The sequence below is a fragment of the Amycolatopsis sp. NPDC023774 genome (genome assembly GCF_040639695.1).
Taxonomy (GTDB): domain Bacteria; phylum Actinomycetota; class Actinomycetes; order Mycobacteriales; family Pseudonocardiaceae; genus Amycolatopsis.
Window position 1 is genome coordinate 1 of sequence record NZ_JBFAAJ010000027.1, and the last position, 21,390, is coordinate 21,390.

Consider the following 21,390-nt stretch of genomic DNA (forward strand, 5'->3'; position numbering starts at 1 on the left):
GTCACGCTTCCGCCGCAGACGACAACACCAAGCCCGACTCAGCCACTACAAACGACGCGGCTACCCACTCACCTAACCGCCGTTGCAGTACTAGGCGAGGAGCCGCCGGCCGTGTCCGGCGGCCGGACATCCACGAGCTGCCCGGAGCGCTCCATCCACAGTGGAGCCTGGAGTGGCCGCCAAAGCCAAGTCCGCCACCGGAAACCACCGGGCGGCGCCCGCACCGATCGACGAGCACCATCGCGAATCCCGCGCGCCGGGTGGGACTGGCCCCACCCGGCGTGGGAGAGACTCAGCCGAAGAAGACTTCGGCCTCTTCGTAGCGCTCCAGCGGCACCGTCTTCAGCTCGGCGGTCGCCTCGGAGAGCTTCACGCGGACGATGTCGGTGCCCTTCAACGCCACCATCACGCCGAAGTCGCCGTCGGCCACCGCGTCCACGGCGTGCAGGCCGAAGCGGGTGGCGAGCACGCGGTCGTAGGCGGTCGGGGTGCCACCGCGCTGGACGTGGCCCAGCACGACCGCGCGCGACTCCTTGCCGGTGCGGTGCGCGATCTCGTCGGCCAGCCAGGTGCCGATGCCGCCGAGGCGGACGTGCCCGAAGGCGTCCTTCTCGCCGGTGACCAGCTTCTCCTCGCCGCCCTCGGGCAGCGCGCCCTCGGCGACGACGATGATCGGCGCGTACTCGTTCTCGAAGCGGCGCTCGACCCACTCCACGACCTGGTCCACGGAGAAGTGGCGCTCCGGCACCAGGATCACGCTCGCGCCGCCGGCCAGGCCGGAGTGCAGGGCGATCCAGCCGGCGTGGCGGCCCATGACCTCCACGACCAACGCGCGGTGGTGCGACTCGGCCGTGGTGTGCAGCCGGTCGATCGAATCGGTGGCGATGGAGACGGCGGTGTCGAAGCCGAAGGTGTAGTCGGTGGCGCCCAGGTCGTTGTCGATCGTCTTGGGCACGCCGACGACGCCGATGCCGTCGTCGGTGAGGCGCTTCGCGACGCCGAGGGTGTCCTCGCCGCCGATCGCGATCAGCGCGTCGATCTCCTGCTCGGCGAGCACGGCCTTGATCTTCTCGACACCGCCGTCGACCTTGTACGGGTTGGTCCGCGACGAGCGCAGGATCGTGCCGCCACGCGTGAGGATGTCCTCGACGTCGCGCAGGCCGAGCGGCTTGCTCTCGCCCGTGAGCGGTCCCTGCCACCCGTTGCGGAAGCCGACGAAATCCCAGCCGTGCACCTCGATGCCCTTGCGGACCACCGCGCGGATCACCGCGTTCAGGCCCGGGCAGTCACCGCCACCCGTCAGCACACCGACACGCATCTCTTGCCTCCGTCTTCGTCACGTTGGAGATCGCAGTCACATTTCGCCGCCAGAGTAGCGGCAATCGTCTGGATCGGTGCAGGGCGTACCACCTGGCGAATCGGTCCTCGTGCCCACGTAGCGGCCGCATGTGCTAGCTTGATCGGCGTGCAGCGCTATTTCTGGTTTACGAAGCCGGCCCCGGGTGGGTGCGGCCGCGTGAACCTGCGCTGACTTCCCACCCCCGAGCCGGATTCGAAACCGGCTCGGCGAGTTCCCGCGGGTCGGTGTCCATCAGGAAGGAACCACCCGCCGTGACCACCCCGCAGCTGACCGCCGGGCCCGCCGACGCGAGCACCCTCGACAACCAGCGCACCACGTCGATCAGCCCGCTGATCTCCCCCGCGCTGCTCCGCGAAGACCATCCCGTGGACCCCGCCGTGGCGAAGGTCGTGCACGCCGGCCGCACCGAGACCGTCGACATCCTCGACGGCCGCGACGACCGCCTGGCCGTGGTCGTGGGCCCGTGCTCGGTCCACGACCCCGAAGCCGCGATCGAGTACGCCCACAAGCTGGCCGCCAAGGCCGAGCAGCTGCGCGGCGACCTGCACATCGTGATGCGCGTGTACTTCGAGAAGCCGCGCACCACCCTGGGCTGGAAGGGCTTGATCAACGACCCCGACCTCGACGGCACCTTCGCCGTGAACAAGGGCCTGCGCCTGGCCCGCAAGCTGCTGCTCGACGTGTCGGCGCTCGGCCTGCCGGTGGGCTGTGAGTTCCTGGACCCGATCACGCCGCAGTTCATCGCCGACATCGTCACGTGGGGCTCGATCGGCGCGCGCACGGCCGCGAGCCAGGTGCACCGCCAGATGTGCAGCGCGCTGTCGATGCCGGTGGGCATCAAGAACTCGGTGGAGGGCGACATCCAGGTGGCAGTGGACGCCACCCGCGCGGCCGCCGCGTCGCACGTGTTCCCGGGCATCAACGTCGACGGCCTCGCCGCACTGCTGACCACCTCCGGCAACCCCGACTGCCACGTGATCCTGCGCGGCAGCTCGCAGGGTCCGAACTACGACGCCGCCTCGGTGACCGAGACCCTCGGCCGGCTCGCCAAGTCGGGCCTGCCGGAGCGCGTGATCATCGACGCGAGCCACGGCAACAGCAACAAGGACCACGTTCGCTCCCGCGAGGTCGTGCTGGAGCTGGCCGAGCGGATCGCCGCGGGCGAGCGCGGGATCGTCGGGCTGATGATGGAGAGCTTCCTGACTGCGGGCGCCCAGAAGCTCGTCCTGGGCCACGCTTCGGAACTCACGTACGGCCAGTCGATCACCGACGCCTGCCTCGACTGGGACACGACGGCGGATCTGCTGGACACGCTGGCGGGTGCGGTGCGGGCGCGGCGCTGAGTCTCGTTCGGTCAGCGGGTACAGCCGGGTTGGGTGTGGAGCCACGCCGAAGCGGCCGCGATCACCTCGTCGGTGGTCGCGGTCGCGGGTAGCGGGTGGTCGGGTTCGATCGGGGTGTTGCCGTACACGCGGCCGGCCAGGTCCATTTCCTGCACGGTCGTGACCACCAGTTCGGCCCCGTCGCTGAGTCGGAAGACCGCGTTTCCGGTCGCGAAGCCCGCGGTGGCCTGGCCGAACGTGGTCGCGCGGGCGAGACCACGGAAGGCGATGAGCGTCGCCTCACCTGAGCTGCCGGTGCGGGCGGAGGTGAGCACGGCCACCGGTGGGCGCGGGCCGGCCAACCGCAGCGGATTCACCGGGTCGACGGCCAGCCGGCCCGGGACCAGCACCCGGCCCGCACGCAGGATCCAGGAGGCGGCCCCGTCGAGGCCCTTGAACGAGCCGAGGACACCCTCGTCCAGCAGTGGCGCGACGACCGTGAGCATGGGCACCATGTCCCCGCCGCCGTTGTCGCGCAGGTCGACGATCCACCCGCACGGGCGGCGCGCCTCGGCGGACTGCGCCGCGGCGATCCCGGCCGCGACGTACCGGCGCTCGTCCGCCGGATCTTGATGGAACTCGGGCACCGTCAGCACGGCAACGTCTCCGAGGGTCCGGCTGCTCGGCACCTCGATGCTCGCCGGTGGAGCAGGAACGGCCTGGGCGGGACCGATCAGCCTGGTGTGCGGGTTGCCCAGCTCGGCGATCACAGTGCGAATCGCCGAGTACGTGCCCGCTGGTGCCGTCACGCCGGTCGTCCGGCGCAGAGCTTCGGCTTCGACAGCGGGCCAGTCCACGAAATCCCGGTCGATCGAGTAAGTGCGGAGCAGACCAAGGGCGTTGAGCAGATAATCGCGCGCCGGATCAGGCCGAGGTGCCGCCGCGGCCGTGACCAGACCGAGCACCAACACCAGCACCACGAACCCAGCAAGCGTCCGCCGCATTGACGACCCCCCAGTCGCGAAAAAACTCAGCGGCGCCGGAACGCCGATTCGATGATCTCCCAGCGCTGGAAGTTGTGCCGGGCGTCCGCGAGCGCGTCGTGCTGGTCGGTCGGGGCGGCGGGCAGCTTCGGTTTGCCCGCGTCTTCCCAGCGTTGGCGCAGGTCGCGCGTGAAGCGGGGCAGCTGGCGCGGCAGGGCGGGCATCGGGCCCCACAGCTGGGCGAGGGCGACGTGGTCGTAGGCGGCGAACCAGGCCCACAGCTCGATGCCGCCCGGGGGCTTGCCGAAGAACTCGAGCAGGTCCTCCCGGATCTTCTCGCGGCTGCGCCACGCCTGGTCCGCGGGAGAGGGCAGCTTAGGCAGCACGTTGTCGCGCACCCACGGGCCCGCCTTGGCGGGGTCGAAGTCGGTCGACACTGCGTAGAACTCGCGGCCGCGCTCGTCAACGACACCGATCGAAACCAGGTCGATCGTCACGCCGTCCTCGATGAACTCGGTGTCGTAGAAAAAACGCACCGGTGAACCTTAGTGTGCTAGCCGGCCTTGGTCTCGGGGACCCGGTCGGCGTCACGGTTGGAGGGCTGTGCAGGCACCTTCGGTTTGGCGCCGGAAGCTTCGGCGGCGAGCAGCTCCTTGGCCTTCGCCGCGTAGATGTCCACGTACTCCTGGCCCGAGAGCTCCATCAGGGCGTACATGATCTCGTCGGTGATCGAACGCTCGATGAAGCGGTCACCGGCCAGGCCGTCGTAGCGGGAGAAGTCGAGCGGCGCGCCGAAGCGGATCTCGAGGCGGCGCGGCCACCACATCTTGGAGCCGATCGGGTTGACCTTGTCGGTGCCGATCATGGCGACGGGCACGACCAGGCCCTTGGACTCCAGCGCGATGCGGGCGACGCCGGTCTTGCCCTTGTAGAGGCGGCCGTCGGGCGAGCGCGTGCCCTCGGGGTAAATGCCGAGCAGGTGGCCCTGCTTCACGAGCCGGATGGCGGTGTCGAGCGCGGCCTGCGCCGCGTTGCCGCTGGAGCGGTCGATGGGGAACTGGCCCACGCCGGTGAAGAACCACTTCTTGAGCAGGCCCTTAAAGCCCGGCTCGGTGAAGTACTCCGACTTCGCCGGGAACGTGACCTTGCGCTTCACACGCAGCGGCATGAAGAACGAGTCGGCCACGGCCAAGTGGTTGCCGGCGAGGATCGCGCCGCCGGTCTCCGGGATGTTTTCGGCGCCGACGACCTTCGTCGGCCACAACGTCTTGAGCAGTGGTCCGATGAACACGAACTTCATGAGCCAGTACAGCACCGCGCTCTAGTCCTTCCCGAGGCTCGACGTCCGAGTTCCCAGTGGTCAACCCTACGAAACCCGGAGGTCCGCGCACAATGCGGGACGAGCCGCTACTGCGTGGCAGCGATCGATCTCACAGCGGTACCAAGCAGTTCCGGGCACCGGCCGGGGCCCCACAAGACCACTCGACCGTGAGAGCATGGAGGACCTACACCGCTTCGATCGGAAGGGCGTTCGTCATGGGCGTGCTCGCCGGCGCGGAACCGTTCGCCCACACTGGTTCCTCCGGGGCCGGGTTCCTGCTGTGCCACGGCTTCACCGGAACGCCGGCCGGGCTGCGGGCCTGGGGCGACCACCTGGCCGAGGCCGGGTTCAGCGTGCGCTGCCCGCTGCTGCCGGGACACGGCACGCGCTGGCAGGACCTGAACCGGACCACGTGGGAAGACTGGTACGGCGCCGTCCGCGAGGAGCTGCTCGCCCTGCTGGCCGAAAACGACACCGTGTTCGTCGGCGGCTTGTCGATGGGTGGCACGCTCACGCTGCGCCTCGCCGAGGAGTTCGGCGACCGGATCGCCGGGATCGTGCTGGTCAACCCTTCGGTCACGCGGCTGAGCGCCGCCGCGAAGCTGCTGCCGCTGCTCGCGCGCGTGATCCCGTCGATCCCCGCGATCGCCAACGACATCGCCAAGCCCGGCGTGACGGAGTTGGCCTACCCGCGCACGCCGGTGCGCGCCGCCGCGAGCCTGGCGCGCCTGTGGCGGCTCGTGCGCGCCGACCTGGGCAAGGTCACGCAGCCGGTGCTGCTGCTGCGCTCCGCCGTCGACCACGTGGTGGAGCCGGAGAACTCGCGGATCGTGCTGGCCGGCGTCGCCAGCACGGACGTGACCGAGGTGGTGCTCGAGAGCAGCTTCCACGTCGCGACGCAGGACAACGACGCGGAACTGATCTTCAGCCGCAGTGTCGACTTCGCCCGGGCGCTGCGGGCGGGACAGGTGGGTGCCTGATGACCCGGGGGAAAGGCACGGACGGACCCGAGGACGTCGACGCCACGTTCGCCGAGATCGTGGCCGACCTGCGTGCCGAGGGCGTGGGTTTGTTCCTCGAAGAGGACGCGCTGGAACTCGCCGACGACACGGCCGGCGAGCAGGGCGGCGACCCGGCCGCGCCGCCGGTCGCCAAGACCGACCCGAAGCCCGACAAGCCCGAGAAGGCACCCGAGACCGGCGACACCTGGCGTTCCGGCGGCACCACGTGGGACGCCACGATGTTCAGCGACGACCCGGCCGAGGACGACGAGCACTTCGTGCCGCCCGAGCCGCCGCCACTGCCGCGGCCACGCAAGGGCGCGTTCGTGGTGCTGTTGTTCTTCGTGGTCGGGTTGCTGCTGCTGATCGTGCCGAACCTGATCGGCGTCGGGCCCGCGCTGGCGACGCCGCTGGGGATCCTCGCGCTCGCCACCGCCATCGCGCTCCTGCTGCTGCGGGTGCGCCAAGGCCCGCCGCCGGGTGCCGACCCGACCAACGGCGCCCAGGTCTGACCAGGCGGGTATGCGGATCGACTTCAATCCTTCGCGGCGTTCGACGATCGGCGCGGAGTGGGAGCTTGCCCTGGTGGACCGGCGCAGCGGCGAGCTGGCCTCGGTCGCGGAACGGATCCTCGAGGCGGTGCGCCCCGACGGCGCCGACGAGCATCCCAAGATCCAGCAGGAGCTGCTGCTCAACACCATCGAGGTGATCAGCGGCGTCTGCACCACCGTCGCCGAGGTGAAGGCCGATCTGGCCGAATCGCTCGACGTCGTGCACAAGGTGACCGACCCGCTGGGCGTGGAGCTGTTCTCGGCGGGCACGCACCCGTTCTCCAACTGGTACCGCCAGAAGGTGACCGACAAGGCGCGCTACGCCAAGCTCATCGACCGCACCCAGTGGTGGGGCCGGCAGATGCTGATCTACGGCGTCCACGTGCACGTCGGCCTGGACCACCGCGACAAAGTGCTGCCGGTGCTCGACGCGCTGCTCAACTACGCGCCGCACCTGCAGGCGCTCTCGGCGTCCTCGCCGTACTGGGGCGCGGAGGACACCGGCTACGCGTCGAACCGCGCGCTGATGTTCCAGCAGCTGCCCACGGCCGGGCTGCCGTTCCAGTTCCGCGAGTGGGCGGAGCTGGAGCACTACGTCGACGACATGTTCACCACCGGCGTGATCGACCATTTCTCCGAGATCCGCTGGGACATCCGGCCCGCGCCGCACTTCGGCACGATCGAGATGCGCGTGTGCGACGGAGTGCCGACGCTGGAGGAGGTCGGCGCGATCGCCGCGCTGACGCAGTGCCTCGTCGAGGACTTCAGCACACGCCTCGACCACGGCGAGCGGCTCCCGACGTTGCCGCCGTGGCACGTGCAGGAGAACAAGTGGCGCGCCGCCCGCTACGGCACGGACGCGATCATCATTCTCGACGCCGCCGGCCGCGAACGGCTCGTCACCGACGACCTGACCGACCTGCTGGAGAAACTCGAACCCGTCGCGCGGCGGCTCGACTGCGTGGCCGAGCTGCGCGACGTCGAGACGATCTTGAAGTACGGGCCGAGCTACCGGCGCCAGCGCGCGGTGGCCAAGCAGCACCACGGTTCCCTGAAAGCCGTTGTCGCGTCGCTGGTCGCGGAGATGCGCGACGGGATCGCCCGTTAGCCGGCGTCCAGCTCGCGCAGCAGCGTGCCCGGGCCCATGATCGACGCGCCCAGTGCGGCGACCCGGGACCGCAGCTCGCGGTCGGCCGTGACCACCACGACGTGGTCGCCCGGCCGGGCCTGCGCGGTGGCCTCGACGATGTGCGAGTCGCCGTCCGCGGGAGCTGTCGCGATCTCGACGCCGGTGACCGGATCGACGCCGCGCGCCTGGCCCTCGACGACGAGGATCAGCCGCGGCCACCACTCCCACGTCGGCCCGGCGCCGATGCCTGCGACGTCGTCGGCGATCCCGCGCTCGGCGAGCAGGGCGAGCCGGTCGCGCAGGCGTTCGGCGGCGCCGCGGCGGTCTCGCCACCAGCCGTCGGGCCGGGAACCCACCACGTTCGCCCCGTCGACGATCAGCACGAGCTCGCGGCCGAGCTGTTCGCGCAGCTGCGGCCACGACTCGGCGAAGTCGCGGTGCAATGGCAGCTCGGCCACCTCGTCGGGCGCGACCCAGCGCAGCTCGGCGCTCTCCTGGTTGGCCACGCGCGCGTCGAGCGAGCTGTCGGCGACGCCGAGCACGGTGGTGTAGCGCCAGGTCCCGTGGTCGAGCACCGACGCCGACAGCGCGCGGAACGCGGTCTTCGGCACGTCAGCCTCTTCCCACGCCTCGCGGGCCGCCGCCTCACGCGCGGTTTCGCCCGTCTCCAGCGCGCCGCCCGGCAGGGCCCAGGTGCTGCCGTTGTGCACCCACCAGGCGCGCCGCTGCAGCAGCACCCCGCGGGCAGGATCGGACAGAAGGAGCCCGGCCGCGCCGTGCGCACCCCAGTGCAGCCGCCCGCACGAACACCGCACGAACCGGTTGGCGGTCATCGGCGTCACCCGGCCAGCCTTCCACAGGAAGCCCACCGGACGCAGCCTTCAGGCGGACGACTGTGATCGTCAGCCGCGTTCGCCGAGCCGTTCCGCGACGAACACCGTGCAGGCGTCGAGGTTGTCCTTCAGCCGGCCCGCGCGCTTGCGGAGAACTTCCAGTTCGAGCCGGCTCGGCGGCTGGTTTTCCCGGATCCGGAAGACGACGCCGGCCAGGCGGATCGACAGTCCGTAGGTCACGGAGTCGGCCGAGTCCAGGAGTTCTTCGAGCATGCGCTGCTCACCGGTGGTGAGTCCCGGGGCACTCGGCCGGGGTTCCCGAGTGCCCCGGGACGCGGTGGCCCTGCCGCCACCCGACGTGGCGGCAGGGGTCGAGGCGTCCACAGCCGGCGGTGCCGACGCGGAGGTGCGCGCGGAGTCGGCAGCCTCGGCACCGGACTCGCCCTGCGGGTCCTCGCCCGCGACGCGAAGTCGTGCGGTCATGATCAGCCCCGCGCCTTCGAGAGTCCGGCCGCGCGCGGCGCGACCTTCGGGCGAGGGTCCGGAATCCCCAGCACGCGCCGGAAAGCCGCGTCGCAGGGTGGGCACGCCGGGTCGAGCCAGGGTTTACCCGGACCGTGGACGTCGTTCTCCCCCACGCTCGGCTCCGAGCCGCACAAAGCGGTGAACGTCGCCCCGGCGTCGAGCGGGCCGAGGTGCAGGGCCGCTCTCGCGTGACGTTGCCCTTCCGCTTGCTGCCACACGTACATGGAGCCCTCCCCGGGTGATCGGCCAGCACTTCTTTGCTCGCGATGATTTTCTTCTGTGCATGCACAGCTGGCAAGATTCGGGGTGTAAATACACCCGAATGGGTTGCACACTTCCTGGTAAAGTTTGTGCATGCCCAGCACACGTGCGACACCCCGGCAGGTCGAACTCGGCGTACTTTTGCGCAGGATTCGCAAGCGTGCCGGTCTTACTCAGCCGCAAGTGGCGGAGCTGGTGAACCGATCGCACTCACACATCTCGCGCCGCGAGCGCGGCGAACTCGGCTTCGAGGAACAGGCCGAGCTGGAACGAACCCTGACGGTCACCGGCGCCTCGAGCGAGGAAACCAGCCAGGCGCTTCGCCTCTTCCGCGACGGAACGGACCCGAACTGGCTGATCCCCGGCATCGCCCGGGACCTGGCGGTGGTCACCGAATACGAAACGGTCGCGAATGACATCTTCTCGTATCAGCCGTCGTTGATCCCCGGACCGTTGCAGATCCCGGAGTACACCCGCGTGATGATGCTCGACGGTGACATGCCGGAAGCCGAGATCGACGGCAAGCTCGAACTACGAGCAGCACGACGGCGGAGGCATCTCGACGGCAGCGCGCGATACGAAACAGTCATCGGCGAGCAGGCGATCCGGTACCCGGCATGTCCACCCGGTGTGGCGGTGAGGCAGCTGCGCGATCTCTGCGAGGTGGCCGAGCTTTCCCACATCTCGATTCAGCTGCTGCCATTCCGGCTGGGCTATCACCCGGCGAGGGAAGGCGGCTTCGACCTCATCCGCTCGGATTCGACGACAGTGGTCCACGTCGAGCAGTACCGCTCGTCGACGACACTGACCAATACCCGCGACGTGAAAGACTACGTGGAAGCGGCGGAGCGAATCCGCCGTGACGCGATGGGCGCTGTAGCTTCGGTGCGCGCCATCGCGAAAATCGCGGATGAGTTGGAGCAAACGGGATGAACGAAGGTGTCTGGCGGACGTCGTCGTACAGCGGCCAGCAAGGTCAGTGCGTCGAGGTGCGCACGCTTTCCGAAGAGGCCGGTGTGCGTGACTCCAAGGACCGCGAGGGCGGCTCCCTGCTGATCGCCGGGGAGGCGTGGCGGGCGTTCCTGGAACGCCTCTGACCGTTGCGGTGGAAGTGCCCCAGCATCCCGACGGTGCTGGGGCACTTCCGCGTCCGGAAAGCGTCAGCCGGGTAGCGTCAGCCGGCGACCTCGGCGACCGGGGCCTTGGCCGCGTCAAGGGCCAGGGCCGCGGCGCCGACGATCGCCGTGTCGTCGCCGAGGTGGGCCGTGCGGATGCGGGCCAGCGGCCGGTAACGCGCGCCGGTGATGGCTCCTGCGTAGTGCTCACGCGCCTCGTCGAGGAACAGCGGAGCCGACTCGGACACGCCGCCGCCGATCACGATGATCTCGGGGTCGAACACGTCCGCGACCAGCGCGAGGCCCTCGCCCAGCCATTTGGCCAACTCGGCCATCGCGCGCAACGCGATCGGGTCGCCGTCGCGAGCGGCGCCGGCGACGCGGCGGCCCGTGACCGAGCCGGGGTCGCCCGCGACCTCGCGCGAAAGAACTGTGGAGCGGCCCGGGTAGCGCGCCAGCAGCTCGACGGCGGTGGCGGCCAGCGCCGTGCCGCTGCAGTAGCGCTCCCAGCAGCCGTACTTGCCGCACGGGCACGCGCGCCCGCCCGGCACCACGGTCAGGTGGCCCAGCTCGGGGGCGACGCCGTAGGCGCCGCGGTAGATCTCGCCGTCGAGCAGCAGCCCGGCGCCGATGCCCGTGCCCAGCGCGACCAGCGCCGCCACCTGCGCGCCGCGGGCCGCGCCGAAGCGGTGCTCGCCGACCACGGCCGAGTTCACGTCGTGCTCCAGCGTCACCGCCAGGCCCACACGCTTCTCGATACGGTCGGCCACCGGCGCGTCGCGCCACGCGAGGTGCGGCGCGAACATCACCGACCGGCGGTCGCGCGCCACGAACCCGGCAACGGCCAGGCCCACGGCGGCGACGTCGTGGCGGTTGCGCAGGTCCTCGACGACGCCGGCGATGGCGTCCTCGAGGGCGTTCTCCTCACTCGGTGTCCCGACGCGTGCGGTGTCCAGGAGCGATCCCCGCTCGTCCACCACACCGGCGCGCACACTCGTGCCGCCGACGTCCACCCCAATCGTCAGCACTCAGTTCTCCCGCTCCGGCCGCCAGTCTTCCCGCTTGCGGACGGCGATGTGCTGCACCCGGGCGGCGGCTCCCGGATCGTCCGCGTGCGCCGCGTGGTGGGGTGGGGGCCGGAAGCCAGGCATGTGCACACCCTCGTCGGGCTCCCAGCGGTCCGCGAGCACCGCCCGCAGCAACGCCACCAGCTGCGCCGCCTGCTCCAGCAGCCGGGCGGCGAACTCCGGCCGTTCACCTCGCACGACGGCGACGATCGCACACAACGGGCACCAGCCGCACCCCGGACTCCCCGAGGCACCCGGCTCCGTGTCGTGCGACGGCTCGTGGACCTCGTCGCGGCCGTGCCCAGCGGCCATCAGGCCGTCCAGCCACGGCGCGGCCCGTTCGACCACCAGCTCCACCAGCAGGCGGATCTCCTCCGCCAGCCGCAGGCCTTCGGCGGCGTATCCGGGCTCGTCCTGTTCACTCACGCGCGACCCCGGTTCCGGCCAGGCTGATGACCAGGCCACCTCCGTCGGACTCCGCGCCGGTGATCCGGCACGGCCGCAGCGTCTCCGGCAGGGCGATCAGCCGGCGGAAGCCGTCGACGGTGATCGCCAGGTCGTCGTCCACGCGCGCGAGGTCCACGTCGGACTCCCGCCGCAGCGGGATCGCGACACGCAGCCGGAAGCCGTCGGCCTCCGGCGTCACCTGCAGCAGCGGCGTCACGGGCTTTCCGGTGCCGGACAAGGGATGCCGTGTGCCGTAGAGCTCGCGGGCCAGCTCGGCGAGCGCGTCGGCGCCCACCGGTTCGCTCGCCCGGTGCTCGACGCGCGCGAGGTCGGCCGGCCCGAACCCGGCGGCCGCGAGCTCGGCCAGCACGGCGTCCTGCTGGGCGCGCCGCGTGCGCAGCCAGGTGGCCGCCGAACCGCGCCAGAACCCGGGCTCGGGCATGAGGCGGTTGGCGATCAGGCCGTCGACGGCGATGCCGCGCAGGGCCAGCGAAGTGAGCGTGCGGCGGGCCTCGGCGACCACCACGCGCTCCGGCGTGAGCACCAGCCGCACGGTGGTCACGGACGGGTCGGTGAGCAGCTCGCGCAGCGAGTCCAGGTGCGCGCCCAGGCGCCGCACGGACCCGGCGACCCGGCCGCGGCGGCCGTAGGCCTTGTTCAGGTACCCCGCGACGGCCTCGGGCAACGCCAGCAGGCGCAGCGTCTCGGCGGTCGGACCGCAGTCGACCACCACGGTGTCCCACGGCCCCTGCCCGGCCAGCCGCTGCACCTCGCCGAGGGCGAGCAGCTCGTCGACGCCCGGGAGCACGGTCAGCTCCTCGGCGTCCAGCGTGTCGAGCCCGGCGCCGGCCAGCAGCGTGCGCAGCTGGTCGCGCAGCTCGTGCCACGTCCGGTCGGCCAGCGCGCGGGAGTCGACCTGGGCGGCCCACAGGCCCGCCGGGGAGCCGTCCCGGCGGACGTCCACTTCGGACGGTTCCGGGCCCAGCGCCGCGCCGAACGCGTCGCCGAGCGAGTGGGCCGGGTCGGTCGAGACCACGAGGGTCTTCCTGCCGCGCTCGGCGAGCGCGGTGGCGGTGGCCGCGGCGAGCGTGGTCTTCCCGACACCCCCCTTGCCGGTGAACAGCAGGATCCGCATGTCGCCTAGCCTTCGGCCCGTCGCTTCAGCTCCTTGAGCGCCGTGTCCATCACCATCTTCTCGGCCTTGCGCCGGAGCAGGCCGATCATCGGCAGCGCCAGCTCCACCGAGAGCGTGTAGGTGACCTTCGTGCGCCCGTCACGCAGCGCTTCGAGCGCGTAGCGGCCGTTCTGCGCCTTCTGCATCTGACCCTTGACCAGGTGCCAGCTCACGCCGAGCCCGGTCGCGTCCCAGTCGTACTCGAGCGTGTAGACGTCCTTGATCGGTCCGGCGTCCAGGGTCAGCTTCACCTGCTTGGCCCGCCCGGCGTCGTCGGTGCCGAGCACCTCGGCCTCCCGAACGGCCTTCGCCCACTCCGGGTACGCGGGGAAGTCGGCGATCACCGTCATCACCCGTTGGGGCTCGGCGTCGACCTCGATGGACTGCGTGGACTGCTCGGCCATGGGACGAAGCGTAGCCGGAGAGCCACGTCACCAGCGCAGCACGTAGGGCTGCCCAGTCTCCTTGAAGTGACCCACGTTACGGCACTCGGTGTAACCGAGCCGCCGCCGAGAGGCCAGCGGCTGGTGCACGTGGCCGAACACCGACCAGCGCGGCCGCTGCTCGCGGATGAGCTCCAGCAGTGCCCGCGAGCCCAGCTCGGCGCGCCGCGCGACCACGTCGTAGGTCAGCTCGGCGACGGCCGGCGGAATGTGCGTACAGAGCACGTCGACGTCCGACAGCTTGGCTACGCCCTCGTCGAACTCCTCACGGGCCCGCAGGTAGGGCCGCCAGGCGGCGCCCCTGCGCGGCCGCGGCACCACGCCCTCGGGCAGGACCGCTCCCCCGACGAACCCGAAGCGCAGGCCGCCGATGGTGGTGACCTCGCCGTCGAGCACCTGCACGCCGTCGCCGACGAACTCCGGCCACAGCGCGGGCGAGTCGACGTTGCCGGGTGTGGCGTAGGTCGGCGCGGTCATCGAGGCGAACAGCGTGGCGTACTGCTCGCGCACGGCCTCGTCCACGGCCGAGGCCGGGTCGTCGAGCGTGGCCCACAGCGTGCGCGAGTAGGCCACCGTCTCGTCGCGGGTGCCCTCGCGCCGCAGGCGCGCGAACTGCGCCACCTTCTCCGCGCCGAAGAGGGCACCCATGATGCCCTTGTCGTGCTCGCGGTAGTCGACGAAGTCCAGCAGGTCGCCGAGCACGACCAGCGCGTCGGCCCCCTCACCCGCCCGCTTCAGCGCGTCGGCGTTGCCGTGCACGTCCGAAACGACGTGAACCCGCACAAGACCCTCCTAGTCAGTGGTCTCAAGGTCGTCGGCCCGCGGCGGGACCCCGGGCTCGCGCCCGTCCTCGAGGACGTGCTTGAGCTCCAGCGCGAGGTGCTTCGCCGCGCGAGCCCGCCGGTCGAACTCCCGGCGCAGCTCACGCGGAGTCAGGGTCCGCGGCGCACCGCCGGGGCCGGCGGGCGTTGCGCGCAGGAAGTAGTGCAGCACGGTGCCGTCGAGCACGGGTTCCAGCCAGACCTCCATCGTACCGACGAGCGCACCCGTCACGGTCCAGCGCAAACCCTTGTCGCCACGGTCGGTGTACACCTGAAGCGACAGGTCGGGCCAATACCGCCGCCAGGCTGCGGGGTCCGCGAACGCCGCGGCGATCGTGCTCGGCGGCACCACGATGAAGGTTTCGTCCACGAGATCGAGAGCGGGTGGTCCGGGGTTCACAGGCGCAGAATGTCACGACCTCGTCCGGCGGGTCGGCGCGGCGTGGTCTTAAGGTCTACGGCAAGCTAAGTTGACCGGCGGGTAACACCGCACGCGTCGAACACGGAGGTCCACGTGCGCGAATACAGCGCCCCCGCCGGGAAGCCGGTGACCGACGACGAGAACCTGGCCGACGTCGTCTGGGCGAACGCCGAGCGGTTCTCCGACGTCGTGAGCTTCCGCCGGCAGGTCGAGGGCACCTGGCTGGACGTGACGGCCAAGGACTTCGCCGACCAGGTCGCGGCCGTCGCCAAGGGCCTGATCGCCGCCGGAATCGGCCACGGTGACCGCGTCGCGCTGATGTCGAAGACCCGCTACGAGTGGACGCTGATCGACTTCGCGATCTGGGCCGCGGGCGCCGTCACCGTGCCCATCTACGAGACTTCGTCACCCGAGCAGGTGCATTGGATCCTGTCCGACTCGGCCGCCAAGGCCGTGCTGGTGGAGACCGACACGCACCGCGAGGCCGTGGACGCGATCCGCGACCGGCTCACCACACTGCAGCACACCTGGCAGATCGAAGGCGCCTCCCCCGCGGTCGACGAGCTGACCGCGCTGGGCGCCGAGGTCGCCGACGACGCCCTGCACGCGCGCCGCCGCGAGGTCGGCGCGGGCGAGCTGGCCACGATCGTCTACACCTCGGGCACCACGGGCCGGCCCAAGGGCGTCGAGCTCACGCACCGCAACCTGCTGGCCGAGATCCGCGCCGACATCGAGGCGTTCCCCGAGCTCATGGAGCAGGGCAACTCGCTGCTGTGCTTCCTGCCGCTGGCCCACATCCTGGCCCGCGCGATCGCCGTGACCGCGCTGTCGGCCCGCGTGACGCTGGGCCACACGCCGGACGTGAAGAACCTCGTCGCCGACCTCGGCACGTTCCGGCCGACGTTCGTGGTCGCCGTGCCGCGCGTGTTCGAGAAGGTCTACAACTCGGCCAAGCAGAAGGCCCACAGCGAGGGCAAGGGCAAGATCTTCGACGCGGCCGAGGCCACCGCGGTCGAGTACAGCCACGCCGTGGACAAGGGCAGCGTCGCGTTCGGCCTGCGGGCCAAGCACCTGGTGTTCGACAAGCTCGTGTACAGCAAGCTGCGCGCGGCGCTGGGTGGTCGCTGCGTCGCCGCGGTCTCGGGCGGCGCACCGCTCGGCGAGCGGCTGGCCCACTTCTTCCGCGGCATCGGCGTGCCGGTGTTCGAGGGCTACGGCCTCACCGAGACCTCGGCCGCGGCAGCCGTCAGCACCAAGACGGCGTTCCGCGTCGGCACGGTCGGCAAGCCCGTGGCGGGCACCTCGGTGCGCATCGCCGACGACGGCGAGATCCTGCTCAAGGGCAACGTGGTGTTCGGCGCGTACTACAACAACGCCGCCGCGACCGCCGAGTCGCTCACCGACGGGTGGTTCCACACCGGCGATCTGGGCGAGCTGGACGGCGAGGGTTTTCTCAAGATCACCGGCCGCAAGAAGGAGATCATCGTGACGGCCGGCGGCAAGAACGTCGCGCCGTCGGGTCTCGAGGACACGATGAAGGCCTCGCCGCTGATCAGCCAGGCCATGGTGGTCGGCGACCAGCGTCCGTTCATCGCCGCGCTGGTCACCATCGACGAGGAGTTCTTCCCCTCCTGGAAGACCCAGCACGGCAAGCCCGCGCAGGCCACCGTCGCCGACCTGGCGGCCGACGAGGATCTGCTCAAGGAGATCCAGAGCGCGGTCGACGAGGCCAACAAGCAGGTCTCGCACGCCGAGGCGATCAAGAAGTTCACCGTGCTGGCCAAGGACTTCACCGAGGCCGGCGGCGAGATCACACCCTCGCTGAAGCTCAAGCGCAACGTGGTGAACAAGAACTACGCGTCCGACATCGAGGCGCTCTACAAGCGCTAACCCCCACCCCGGCCCTCCCCCGCCGCCCACCCCAATGTGGCGTTCGGTGCGTTCAACGCACCCAATGCGGCGTTCGGTGCGTTCAACGCACCCAACGCCGCATTGGGGTGCTCGGGGTTCAGTTCTGGGGGTAGGGCTGCTGCTGGTACTGGGGCTGGCCCTGCGGCTGCTGGTGCGGGGCCAGCTGACCCTGCTGCTGGCCGGGCTGCTGCGGAGCGCCTTCGGGCACCACGTACACGGCCGTGCCGTACGCGGCGATCTCGCTGGCCGTCTGGGCGATCTCGTTGCAGTCGAAGCGCAGCGCGAGCACGGCGTTGGCCCCGTGCGCCATGGCTTCCTGCGAAAGGCGGCCCAGCGCCTCGTAGCGCGAGTCGGACAGCAGCTTCGACAGGCCCTTGAGCTCACCGCCCGCCATGGCCTTGAAGCCGGCACCGAGGTTGGAGAACATGTTGCGGCTGCGGACGGTGAGGCCGAAAACCTCACCGAACACGCGAACCACGCGGTAACCGGGCAGATCGTTCATCGTGGACAGCATGATCGGGAACTGCATGGGAGGTGCGGGTTGGCTCATGCGCCGGATCGTAGCCACCGGCGGCGCCGCGCACGCGCGAATCAGCCTGTGATTCGCCCGTGCCAGTCGATGTGGTGGTGGTACAGCCAGCCGCGTTCCTCGCCGACGTCCTGTCCCGCACCGGCCGCCACGAGTTTCTCCACGCGGGTGCGCCGCAGCTTCTCGTAGGCGGCGAACGCGGACGGCGCGTCCGGCAGGTCGCGCAGGCACAGCGCGAGCACCACGCTGTCCTCGAGCGCCATCGACGCGCCCTGCCCGGCGGCCGGCGACGCCGCGTGGGCCGCGTCGCCGGCGAGCACCATGGTGTCGGTGGACCAGACGCGGGTGGTGGGCACGTCGGAGGAGTGGCCACCGAAGACCGCCTCGCCGGTCGCCGCCACGATGGCGGCGCACGGCAGTGGATCGCCGTCGAAGGCCGCGTGGGCGAACTCGCGCCAGCCGGCCGGCGTGACGGCGGCGATCTCGCCGCGTGGGCGTTCGGTGTCGGGGATGCGGGCGAACCAGAAGGTGGCGCCGTCGGGCGCGGTGGTGAACCCGAAAACCGCGCGGGTGCCGCGGATCATGCGGTAGATGCCGGGCGCGGTGGGCAGCCCCTCGGCGCGGGTGTAGCCGTAGACCACGGTGAGGCCGGTGAAGCGCGGGCGGTCGGCCTCCGGGTCGATGAGGGTGCGGACCTCGGAGCGCACACCGTCGGCGCCCACGAGCACGTCGCCGGTCGCGGTGGACCCGTCGGCGAAGGTGGCCACCACCCCGGAGGCGCCGGTTTCGGCGGAAGCTGGTTCGGCGGAGACGAGGCGGCGGCCGTGCTCGACAGTGATCCCGCGGCGGCCGGCTTCCTCCTGCAGCGTGCGGTACAACGCGGCACGGGTGAGCGTGCGCGGCCCGGCGAGCTCACCGGTGTCGAACTCGCGCGTGCCCATCGTCGTACCGTCCGGCCCGACCAGCTCGACGCCGAGCGCGGCGAACGACGCGTCGTTCACGGGGCCGTCGGCATCGATCGCCTTCAGCGCGTCCATGCCGTTGTGCATCACCGTGAGGAACGCGCCGGCGTCGGCTCCTCCGGAGGGATGGGCCTCGAACACCACGGGCTCGTGGCCGGCGCGCTGCAGCGCCATCGCCGTGACCGTGCCCGCGACGCCGCCGCCGACGATGAGAACGCGCATCGAAATCCCCCAGTGCCCGAATCCGTGCCACCGCCGACCGTACCGGGCGGCGGTGGCACGAAGCGGGGGCTCGGTGGCTCAGGCGGTCTGGGCGACGGCGAGGCGCAGGCAGACGACGAGCGCGCGCACGGCTTCCTCGACCTCTTCAAGCACGGGGAAGGTCGGCGCAATGCGGATCGTCGAGTCCTTCGGGTCGTCGCCGTAGGGGTGCGTGGCGCCGGCGGGGGTCAACGCGACGCCGGCCTCCTTGGCCAGGCGCACGATCTCCTTGGCGGCGCCCTCGGGCACGGTCAGCGAGATGAAGTACCCGCCGGTCGGCTTGGTCCAGGTGGCCAGGCCCGAGCCGCCCAGCTCCTCGGTGAGGATCCGGTCGACGGCCGCGAACTTCGGCGCGATGATCTCCGCGTGCTTGCGCATGTGGGCGCGCACGCCGTCGGCGTCCTTGAGGAACATCGCGTGGCGCAGCTGGTTGACCTTGTCCGGGCCGATCGTGCGCTTGGCGAGCACGCCCGACCACCACGCGATGTTGGCCGCCGAAGAGCCGAAGAACCCGACGCCGGCGCCGGCGAGCGTGATCTTCGAGGTGGAGCCGAAGACGAACGCGCGGTCGGCGTTGCCGGCCTCGGCGCACAGCGCCAGGATGTCGGCGACCTCGACCTCGGTGTCCGTGAGGTGGTGCACGGCGTAGGCGTTGTCCCAGAAGATGCGGAAGTCCGGCGCGGCCGTGGGCATCGCGGCCAGGCGGCGGGCGACCTCGTCGGAGAAGGTGACGCCGGTCGGGTTCGAGTACTTGGGCACGCACCAGATGCCCTTGATGCCGGCGTCCTCGGCCACAAGGCGCTCGACCACGTCCATGTCCGGGCCTTCGTCGGTCATCGGGACCTGGATCAGCTCGATGCCGAAGCGCTCGGCGAGCGCGAAGTGGCGGTCGTAGCCCGGCACCGGGCACAGCATCGCGATGCGCAGCTCGTCGGCCCAGCGGCGCTCGCCACCCGGCAGGGTGCTCAGCAGCGCCTGCACCACGGTGTCGTGCATGAGTTCGAGGCTCGAGTTGCCGGCCGCGAGCAGCTGGTCGACGGGGACCTGCAGCGCGCCGGCGAAGATCCGGCGCAGCTCGATCAGGCCCTTGAGTCCGCCGTAATTGCGCGTGTCGGTGCCGTCTTCGGCCTTGTACTCGCCGTTGGGCAGCGTGAGCAGGTCCGCGGAGAGGTCGAGCTGCCGGGGGGACGGCTTGCCGCGGGTGATGTCCAGGGAGAGGCCGCGCTCGACGAGCGCCGCGTAGTCGCGACGGGCGGTGTCGACGTCGACGGGAGCAGTGGTCATGGGCTCAACGCTAAACCGCGCGTCGATACCATTTCGGGTGACCCCCTGTCCAGGGTCTACGGTGGGGTCTCGTGCGTCTTGTGGTCCATGCCGATCAGCGTCAGTTCTCGTTGCGGGACAACACCGCCTGGGTCCCCGGCGACGGCGGGTGGTCCGACGAGGCGGTGACCTCGCACCGGATCGCGGTGGAGCCGTCGTCGCTCGCGGTCGCCACCGCGCGCTCCGATCTCGTCGAGGTGGACGTCGCCGTGCACCCCGCCGCACCCGCCGTCCTGGCCGATGCCGAGCACGTGGTCGAGGCCGACCTCGCCGTGCCGGGCGGGAAGGTGACGCTCGCGGGTCCGGCCGACTACCCGGGTCAGGAGCACGTGCTGGAGCTCACGCCGGGCCGTCACCGCGTGCGGGTGTCCTATGTGGAGAGTGGCCCGCCGGCCGTGACGTGGAACGAGCACGAGTACGGCGAGCACTACCGCTACGTCGTGGACCTGTGGCCGGTCGCCGAGCCTGCACCCGTCACCGTGGTGCGCCAGGGTGCCGCGGTCTGGGACGGCTGAACGGCCGGACGCGGCCCGTTTCGCCGCCCCCGATGCCGTCGTGGCACGAGTTCGTCGAGCGCGCGACCGCGCACCCCACGATCGGCGCGCCGGGCAGCCGGGAGACCGGCACCGCCTGGCCGGGCGCGACGTGGGAGGAGGCTCTGCGGCCGGCCGTCGACGGCCGGCCGGTCGCCCTGGCGGAAGCCGGCATCACCGGCGCCGAGCTGCACGCCGGTTCCAGCTCGGCGACCAGGTGACCGAGCTGGAACCGTCGTGGGAGGTCACCGGCAGCGAGGTCGGCATCGGCGCCTCCCTCTCCGGGGTACCCGAGTGCATGGTCGACGCCTCCCCCGCCCGGTTTCCCGCCGCGGCAAGGTCGTCACCTTCCTCATCCCGGCCGCCTACTCCAACCGCATCGCCCACCAGGTGATCATCAACCGCGGCCTGGCGCTGGTGACTTTGTGCGCGGCGATCTTCGACGCGGGCCACCGTGTCGAGACCTGGTCCGGCTTCACCGGGGTGTTCACCATTGCCCCGCAAGAAGCAGCGCACGCACGCGGTCGCCCTGGTGATCTCGGCGGGAGAACCGCTCGACATCGGCCGCCTGATCTTCGGCGTCGCCCACCCCGCGATGCTGCGCCGCCTCTGGATCGGCGTCTGGGACGCGCAACCGGCGGCGCTCGCGCAGACCATCAACGACCACAACTTCGGCATCGCCTGCGACTGCCGGCCCGACGACCTGCCGGCCGAGGTGACGGATCCATACGTGTTCCCGTACCTCACCGAGCAGGACCGGCAGTGGGACGACCTGCCGACGGCGCCGGACCGGGCGAAGGGACGGTTCGGGGAGCTGAGTTGACCCAGCGCTGAACACTGCACTCCACCGTTGTCCGCGGCCACGATCACGTGCGGCGCCGCTTCCCGCCGAGATCGGCCAGAGCCGCTCGGACATTCGCGATCAGGTGTCCGCCGGTGTTGCCACGCCCGCCGAGTTCCGGACAGCCGATCGCCCGTCGCGCCTTCCCCTCACCGCCCTGCCCGACAGTGTCCACGGCCGGGAGGGAGGCGATCGCCCCGTGCGGCGCCCAGAAGTCGCGGGACAGAGGACGACCTGCCGACGGCGACCGTGCGAA

26 protein-coding genes are annotated in these 21,390 nt (G+C 71.0%); 10 read left to right on the forward strand and 16 right to left on the reverse strand.

The window, feature by feature from the left end:
- Positions 1–292: 292 nt before the first annotated feature.
- Complete coding sequence (locus tag AB0F91_RS36365; protein WP_360605134.1) at positions 293–1,318, reverse strand: 6-phosphofructokinase; 1,026 nt, start codon at positions 1,316–1,318, stop codon at positions 293–295.
- 293 nt (positions 1,319–1,611) lie between these two features.
- Here AB0F91_RS36365 and AB0F91_RS36370 point away from each other — a divergent pair, with 293 nt between their 5' ends.
- Positions 1,612–2,703: a 3-deoxy-7-phosphoheptulonate synthase gene (locus tag AB0F91_RS36370; RefSeq protein WP_360605136.1), complete on the forward strand. Its 1,092-nt coding sequence runs from the start codon at positions 1,612–1,614 to the stop codon at positions 2,701–2,703.
- An 11-nt stretch (positions 2,704–2,714) separates the two neighbouring features.
- Here AB0F91_RS36370 and AB0F91_RS36375 read toward each other — a convergent pair whose 3' ends face one another.
- Genes AB0F91_RS36375 through AB0F91_RS36385 form a run of 3 tightly spaced genes read right to left on the reverse strand, consistent with a single transcriptional unit; the run spans position 2,715 to position 4,980 of the window.
- Positions 2,715–3,686 (reverse strand): S41 family peptidase, encoded by a 972-nt coding sequence (locus AB0F91_RS36375; protein WP_360605138.1) that lies wholly within the window; start codon positions 3,684–3,686, stop codon positions 2,715–2,717.
- A gap of 26 nt (positions 3,687–3,712) precedes the next feature.
- Positions 3,713–4,201 carry a polyadenylate-specific 3'-exoribonuclease AS gene (locus AB0F91_RS36380; RefSeq protein WP_360605140.1) on the reverse strand — a complete coding sequence of 163 codons (489 nt, stop codon included), beginning with the start codon at positions 4,199–4,201 and terminating at the stop codon, positions 3,713–3,715.
- A 17-nt stretch (positions 4,202–4,218) separates the two neighbouring features.
- Positions 4,219–4,980 (reverse strand): lysophospholipid acyltransferase family protein, encoded by a 762-nt coding sequence (locus AB0F91_RS36385; RefSeq protein ID WP_360605142.1) that lies wholly within the window; start codon positions 4,978–4,980, stop codon positions 4,219–4,221.
- A gap of 221 nt (positions 4,981–5,201) precedes the next feature.
- On the opposite strand from AB0F91_RS36385, the gene AB0F91_RS36390 reads away from it, so the two are divergent.
- Genes AB0F91_RS36390 through AB0F91_RS36400 form a run of 3 tightly spaced genes read left to right on the forward strand, consistent with a single transcriptional unit; the run spans position 5,202 to position 7,646 of the window.
- The gene (locus AB0F91_RS36390; protein WP_360605144.1) at positions 5,202–5,966 is read left to right on the forward strand and encodes an alpha/beta fold hydrolase; all 765 of its coding nucleotides are present in this window, start codon (positions 5,202–5,204) and stop codon (positions 5,964–5,966) included.
- Positions 5,966–6,499, forward strand: coding sequence for a hypothetical protein (locus AB0F91_RS36395; RefSeq protein WP_360605146.1), 534 nt, complete (start codon positions 5,966–5,968; stop codon positions 6,497–6,499). Before AB0F91_RS36390 ends, AB0F91_RS36395 begins: the two co-directional genes overlap by 1 nt.
- Positions 6,500–6,509: 10 nt before the next feature.
- Complete coding sequence (locus AB0F91_RS36400) at positions 6,510–7,646, forward strand: glutamate--cysteine ligase (protein ID WP_360605148.1); 1,137 nt, start codon at positions 6,510–6,512, stop codon at positions 7,644–7,646.
- On the opposite strand, the gene AB0F91_RS36405 is transcribed toward AB0F91_RS36400, so the two are convergent.
- The 3 genes from AB0F91_RS36405 to AB0F91_RS36415 all read right to left on the reverse strand — a co-directional run bounded on the left by AB0F91_RS36405 (position 7,643) and on the right by AB0F91_RS36415 (position 9,249).
- The gene (locus AB0F91_RS36405; RefSeq protein WP_360605150.1) at positions 7,643–8,500 is read right to left on the reverse strand and encodes an NUDIX domain-containing protein; all 858 of its coding nucleotides are present in this window, start codon (positions 8,498–8,500) and stop codon (positions 7,643–7,645) included. The genes AB0F91_RS36400 and AB0F91_RS36405 overlap by 4 nt on opposite strands.
- A gap of 69 nt (positions 8,501–8,569) precedes the next feature.
- Positions 8,570–8,983 (reverse strand): hypothetical protein, encoded by a 414-nt coding sequence (locus AB0F91_RS36410; RefSeq protein ID WP_360605152.1) that lies wholly within the window; start codon positions 8,981–8,983, stop codon positions 8,570–8,572.
- A gap of 2 nt (positions 8,984–8,985) precedes the next feature.
- Positions 8,986–9,249, reverse strand: a complete 264-nt coding sequence (locus AB0F91_RS36415) for a zinc finger protein (protein WP_360605154.1) — start codon at positions 9,247–9,249, stop codon at positions 8,986–8,988.
- Between the two features lie 130 nt (positions 9,250–9,379).
- Here AB0F91_RS36415 and AB0F91_RS36420 point away from each other — a divergent pair, with 130 nt between their 5' ends.
- Positions 9,380–10,219, forward strand: a complete 840-nt coding sequence (locus AB0F91_RS36420; protein WP_360605156.1) for a helix-turn-helix transcriptional regulator — start codon at positions 9,380–9,382, stop codon at positions 10,217–10,219.
- Positions 10,216–10,383, forward strand: coding sequence for a DUF397 domain-containing protein (locus tag AB0F91_RS36425; RefSeq protein ID WP_360605158.1), 168 nt, complete (start codon positions 10,216–10,218; stop codon positions 10,381–10,383). The genes AB0F91_RS36420 and AB0F91_RS36425 overlap by 4 nt, the downstream gene beginning before the upstream one ends.
- 77 nt (positions 10,384–10,460) lie before the next feature.
- Here AB0F91_RS36425 and AB0F91_RS36430 read toward each other — a convergent pair whose 3' ends face one another.
- Genes AB0F91_RS36430 through AB0F91_RS36455 form a run of 6 tightly spaced genes read right to left on the reverse strand, consistent with a single transcriptional unit; the run spans position 10,461 to position 14,753 of the window.
- Positions 10,461–11,414 carry an ROK family protein gene (locus AB0F91_RS36430; RefSeq protein WP_360605305.1) on the reverse strand — a complete coding sequence of 318 codons (954 nt, stop codon included), beginning with the start codon at positions 11,412–11,414 and terminating at the stop codon, positions 10,461–10,463.
- 15 nt (positions 11,415–11,429) lie between these two features.
- The gene (locus AB0F91_RS36435) at positions 11,430–11,894 is read right to left on the reverse strand and encodes a hypothetical protein (protein ID WP_360605160.1); all 465 of its coding nucleotides are present in this window, start codon (positions 11,892–11,894) and stop codon (positions 11,430–11,432) included.
- Positions 11,887–13,050, reverse strand: a complete 1,164-nt coding sequence (locus AB0F91_RS36440; protein ID WP_360605162.1) for an ArsA family ATPase — start codon at positions 13,048–13,050, stop codon at positions 11,887–11,889. The genes AB0F91_RS36435 and AB0F91_RS36440 overlap by 8 nt, the downstream gene beginning before the upstream one ends.
- Before the next feature lie 5 nt (positions 13,051–13,055).
- Complete coding sequence (locus AB0F91_RS36445; protein ID WP_360605164.1) at positions 13,056–13,493, reverse strand: SRPBCC family protein; 438 nt, start codon at positions 13,491–13,493, stop codon at positions 13,056–13,058.
- Positions 13,494–13,520: 27 nt separating this feature from the next.
- On the reverse strand, positions 13,521–14,315 hold the full coding sequence (locus tag AB0F91_RS36450; protein ID WP_360605166.1) for a metallophosphoesterase: 795 nt from the start codon (positions 14,313–14,315) through the stop codon (positions 13,521–13,523).
- Between the two features lie 9 nt (positions 14,316–14,324).
- Positions 14,325–14,753, reverse strand: a complete 429-nt coding sequence (locus AB0F91_RS36455) for a polyketide cyclase / dehydrase and lipid transport (protein WP_360605168.1) — start codon at positions 14,751–14,753, stop codon at positions 14,325–14,327.
- 114 nt (positions 14,754–14,867) lie between these two features.
- Between AB0F91_RS36455 and AB0F91_RS36460 the strand changes: the two genes are divergently transcribed.
- Positions 14,868–16,664 (forward strand): long-chain fatty acid--CoA ligase, encoded by a 1,797-nt coding sequence (locus tag AB0F91_RS36460; RefSeq protein WP_360605170.1) that lies wholly within the window; start codon positions 14,868–14,870, stop codon positions 16,662–16,664.
- Positions 16,665–16,782: 118 nt separating this feature from the next.
- Here AB0F91_RS36460 and AB0F91_RS36465 read toward each other — a convergent pair whose 3' ends face one another.
- The 3 genes from AB0F91_RS36465 to AB0F91_RS36475 form a co-directional block, all read right to left on the reverse strand.
- Positions 16,783–17,235 (reverse strand): YbjQ family protein, encoded by a 453-nt coding sequence (locus AB0F91_RS36465; protein ID WP_360605172.1) that lies wholly within the window; start codon positions 17,233–17,235, stop codon positions 16,783–16,785.
- 41 nt (positions 17,236–17,276) lie between these two features.
- Positions 17,277–18,398: an FAD-dependent oxidoreductase gene (locus AB0F91_RS36470; protein WP_360605174.1), complete on the reverse strand. Its 1,122-nt coding sequence runs from the start codon at positions 18,396–18,398 to the stop codon at positions 17,277–17,279.
- A gap of 78 nt (positions 18,399–18,476) precedes the next feature.
- Positions 18,477–19,721 carry an aminotransferase class I/II-fold pyridoxal phosphate-dependent enzyme gene (locus tag AB0F91_RS36475; RefSeq protein ID WP_360605176.1) on the reverse strand — a complete coding sequence of 415 codons (1,245 nt, stop codon included), beginning with the start codon at positions 19,719–19,721 and terminating at the stop codon, positions 18,477–18,479.
- A gap of 71 nt (positions 19,722–19,792) precedes the next feature.
- Here AB0F91_RS36475 and AB0F91_RS36480 point away from each other — a divergent pair, with 71 nt between their 5' ends.
- The 3 genes from AB0F91_RS36480 to AB0F91_RS36490 all read left to right on the forward strand — a co-directional run bounded on the left by AB0F91_RS36480 (position 19,793) and on the right by AB0F91_RS36490 (position 21,116).
- A complete protein-coding gene (locus tag AB0F91_RS36480) occupies positions 19,793–20,275 on the forward strand; it encodes a hypothetical protein (protein ID WP_360605178.1) in 483 nt (160 codons plus the stop codon).
- 32 nt (positions 20,276–20,307) lie between these two features.
- Positions 20,308–20,514: a hypothetical protein gene (locus AB0F91_RS36485; RefSeq protein ID WP_360605180.1), complete on the forward strand. Its 207-nt coding sequence runs from the start codon at positions 20,308–20,310 to the stop codon at positions 20,512–20,514.
- 272 nt (positions 20,515–20,786) lie between these two features.
- Positions 20,787–21,116, forward strand: a complete 330-nt coding sequence (locus tag AB0F91_RS36490; protein WP_360605182.1) for a hypothetical protein — start codon at positions 20,787–20,789, stop codon at positions 21,114–21,116.
- Positions 21,117–21,390: the final 274 nt, after the last annotated feature.

Excerpts from the sequence above, each read along its gene's own strand:
- AB0F91_RS36440 (WP_360605162.1), bottom strand. The coding sequence starts at position 13,050 with ATGCGGATCCTGCTGTTCACCGGCAAGGGGGGTGTCGGGAAGACCACG.
- AB0F91_RS36410 (WP_360605152.1), bottom strand. The coding sequence starts at position 8,983 with ATGACCGCACGACTTCGCGTCGCGGGCGAGGACCCGCAGGGCGAGTCC.
- AB0F91_RS36445 (WP_360605164.1), bottom strand. The coding sequence starts at position 13,493 with ATGGCCGAGCAGTCCACGCAGTCCATCGAGGTCGACGCCGAGCCCCAA.
- AB0F91_RS36390 (WP_360605144.1), top strand. The coding sequence starts at position 5,202 with ATGGGCGTGCTCGCCGGCGCGGAACCGTTCGCCCACACTGGTTCCTCC.
- AB0F91_RS36405 (WP_360605150.1), bottom strand. The coding sequence starts at position 8,500 with ATGACCGCCAACCGGTTCGTGCGGTGTTCGTGCGGGCGGCTGCACTGG.
- AB0F91_RS36475 (WP_360605176.1), bottom strand. The coding sequence starts at position 19,721 with ATGACCACTGCTCCCGTCGACGTCGACACCGCCCGTCGCGACTACGCG.
- AB0F91_RS36415 (WP_360605154.1), bottom strand. The coding sequence starts at position 9,249 with ATGTACGTGTGGCAGCAAGCGGAAGGGCAACGTCACGCGAGAGCGGCC.
- AB0F91_RS36395 (WP_360605146.1), top strand. The coding sequence starts at position 5,966 with ATGACCCGGGGGAAAGGCACGGACGGACCCGAGGACGTCGACGCCACG.
- AB0F91_RS36365 (WP_360605134.1), bottom strand. The coding sequence starts at position 1,318 with ATGCGTGTCGGTGTGCTGACGGGTGGCGGTGACTGCCCGGGCCTGAAC.
- AB0F91_RS36375 (WP_360605138.1), bottom strand. The coding sequence starts at position 3,686 with ATGCGGCGGACGCTTGCTGGGTTCGTGGTGCTGGTGTTGGTGCTCGGT.
- AB0F91_RS36425 (WP_360605158.1), top strand. The coding sequence starts at position 10,216 with ATGAACGAAGGTGTCTGGCGGACGTCGTCGTACAGCGGCCAGCAAGGT.
- AB0F91_RS36420 (WP_360605156.1), top strand. The coding sequence starts at position 9,380 with ATGCCCAGCACACGTGCGACACCCCGGCAGGTCGAACTCGGCGTACTT.
- AB0F91_RS36485 (WP_360605180.1), top strand. The coding sequence starts at position 20,308 with ATGCCGTCGTGGCACGAGTTCGTCGAGCGCGCGACCGCGCACCCCACG.
- AB0F91_RS36400 (WP_360605148.1), top strand. The coding sequence starts at position 6,510 with ATGCGGATCGACTTCAATCCTTCGCGGCGTTCGACGATCGGCGCGGAG.
- AB0F91_RS36470 (WP_360605174.1), bottom strand. The coding sequence starts at position 18,398 with ATGCGCGTTCTCATCGTCGGCGGCGGCGTCGCGGGCACGGTCACGGCG.
- AB0F91_RS36465 (WP_360605172.1), bottom strand. The coding sequence starts at position 17,235 with ATGAGCCAACCCGCACCTCCCATGCAGTTCCCGATCATGCTGTCCACG.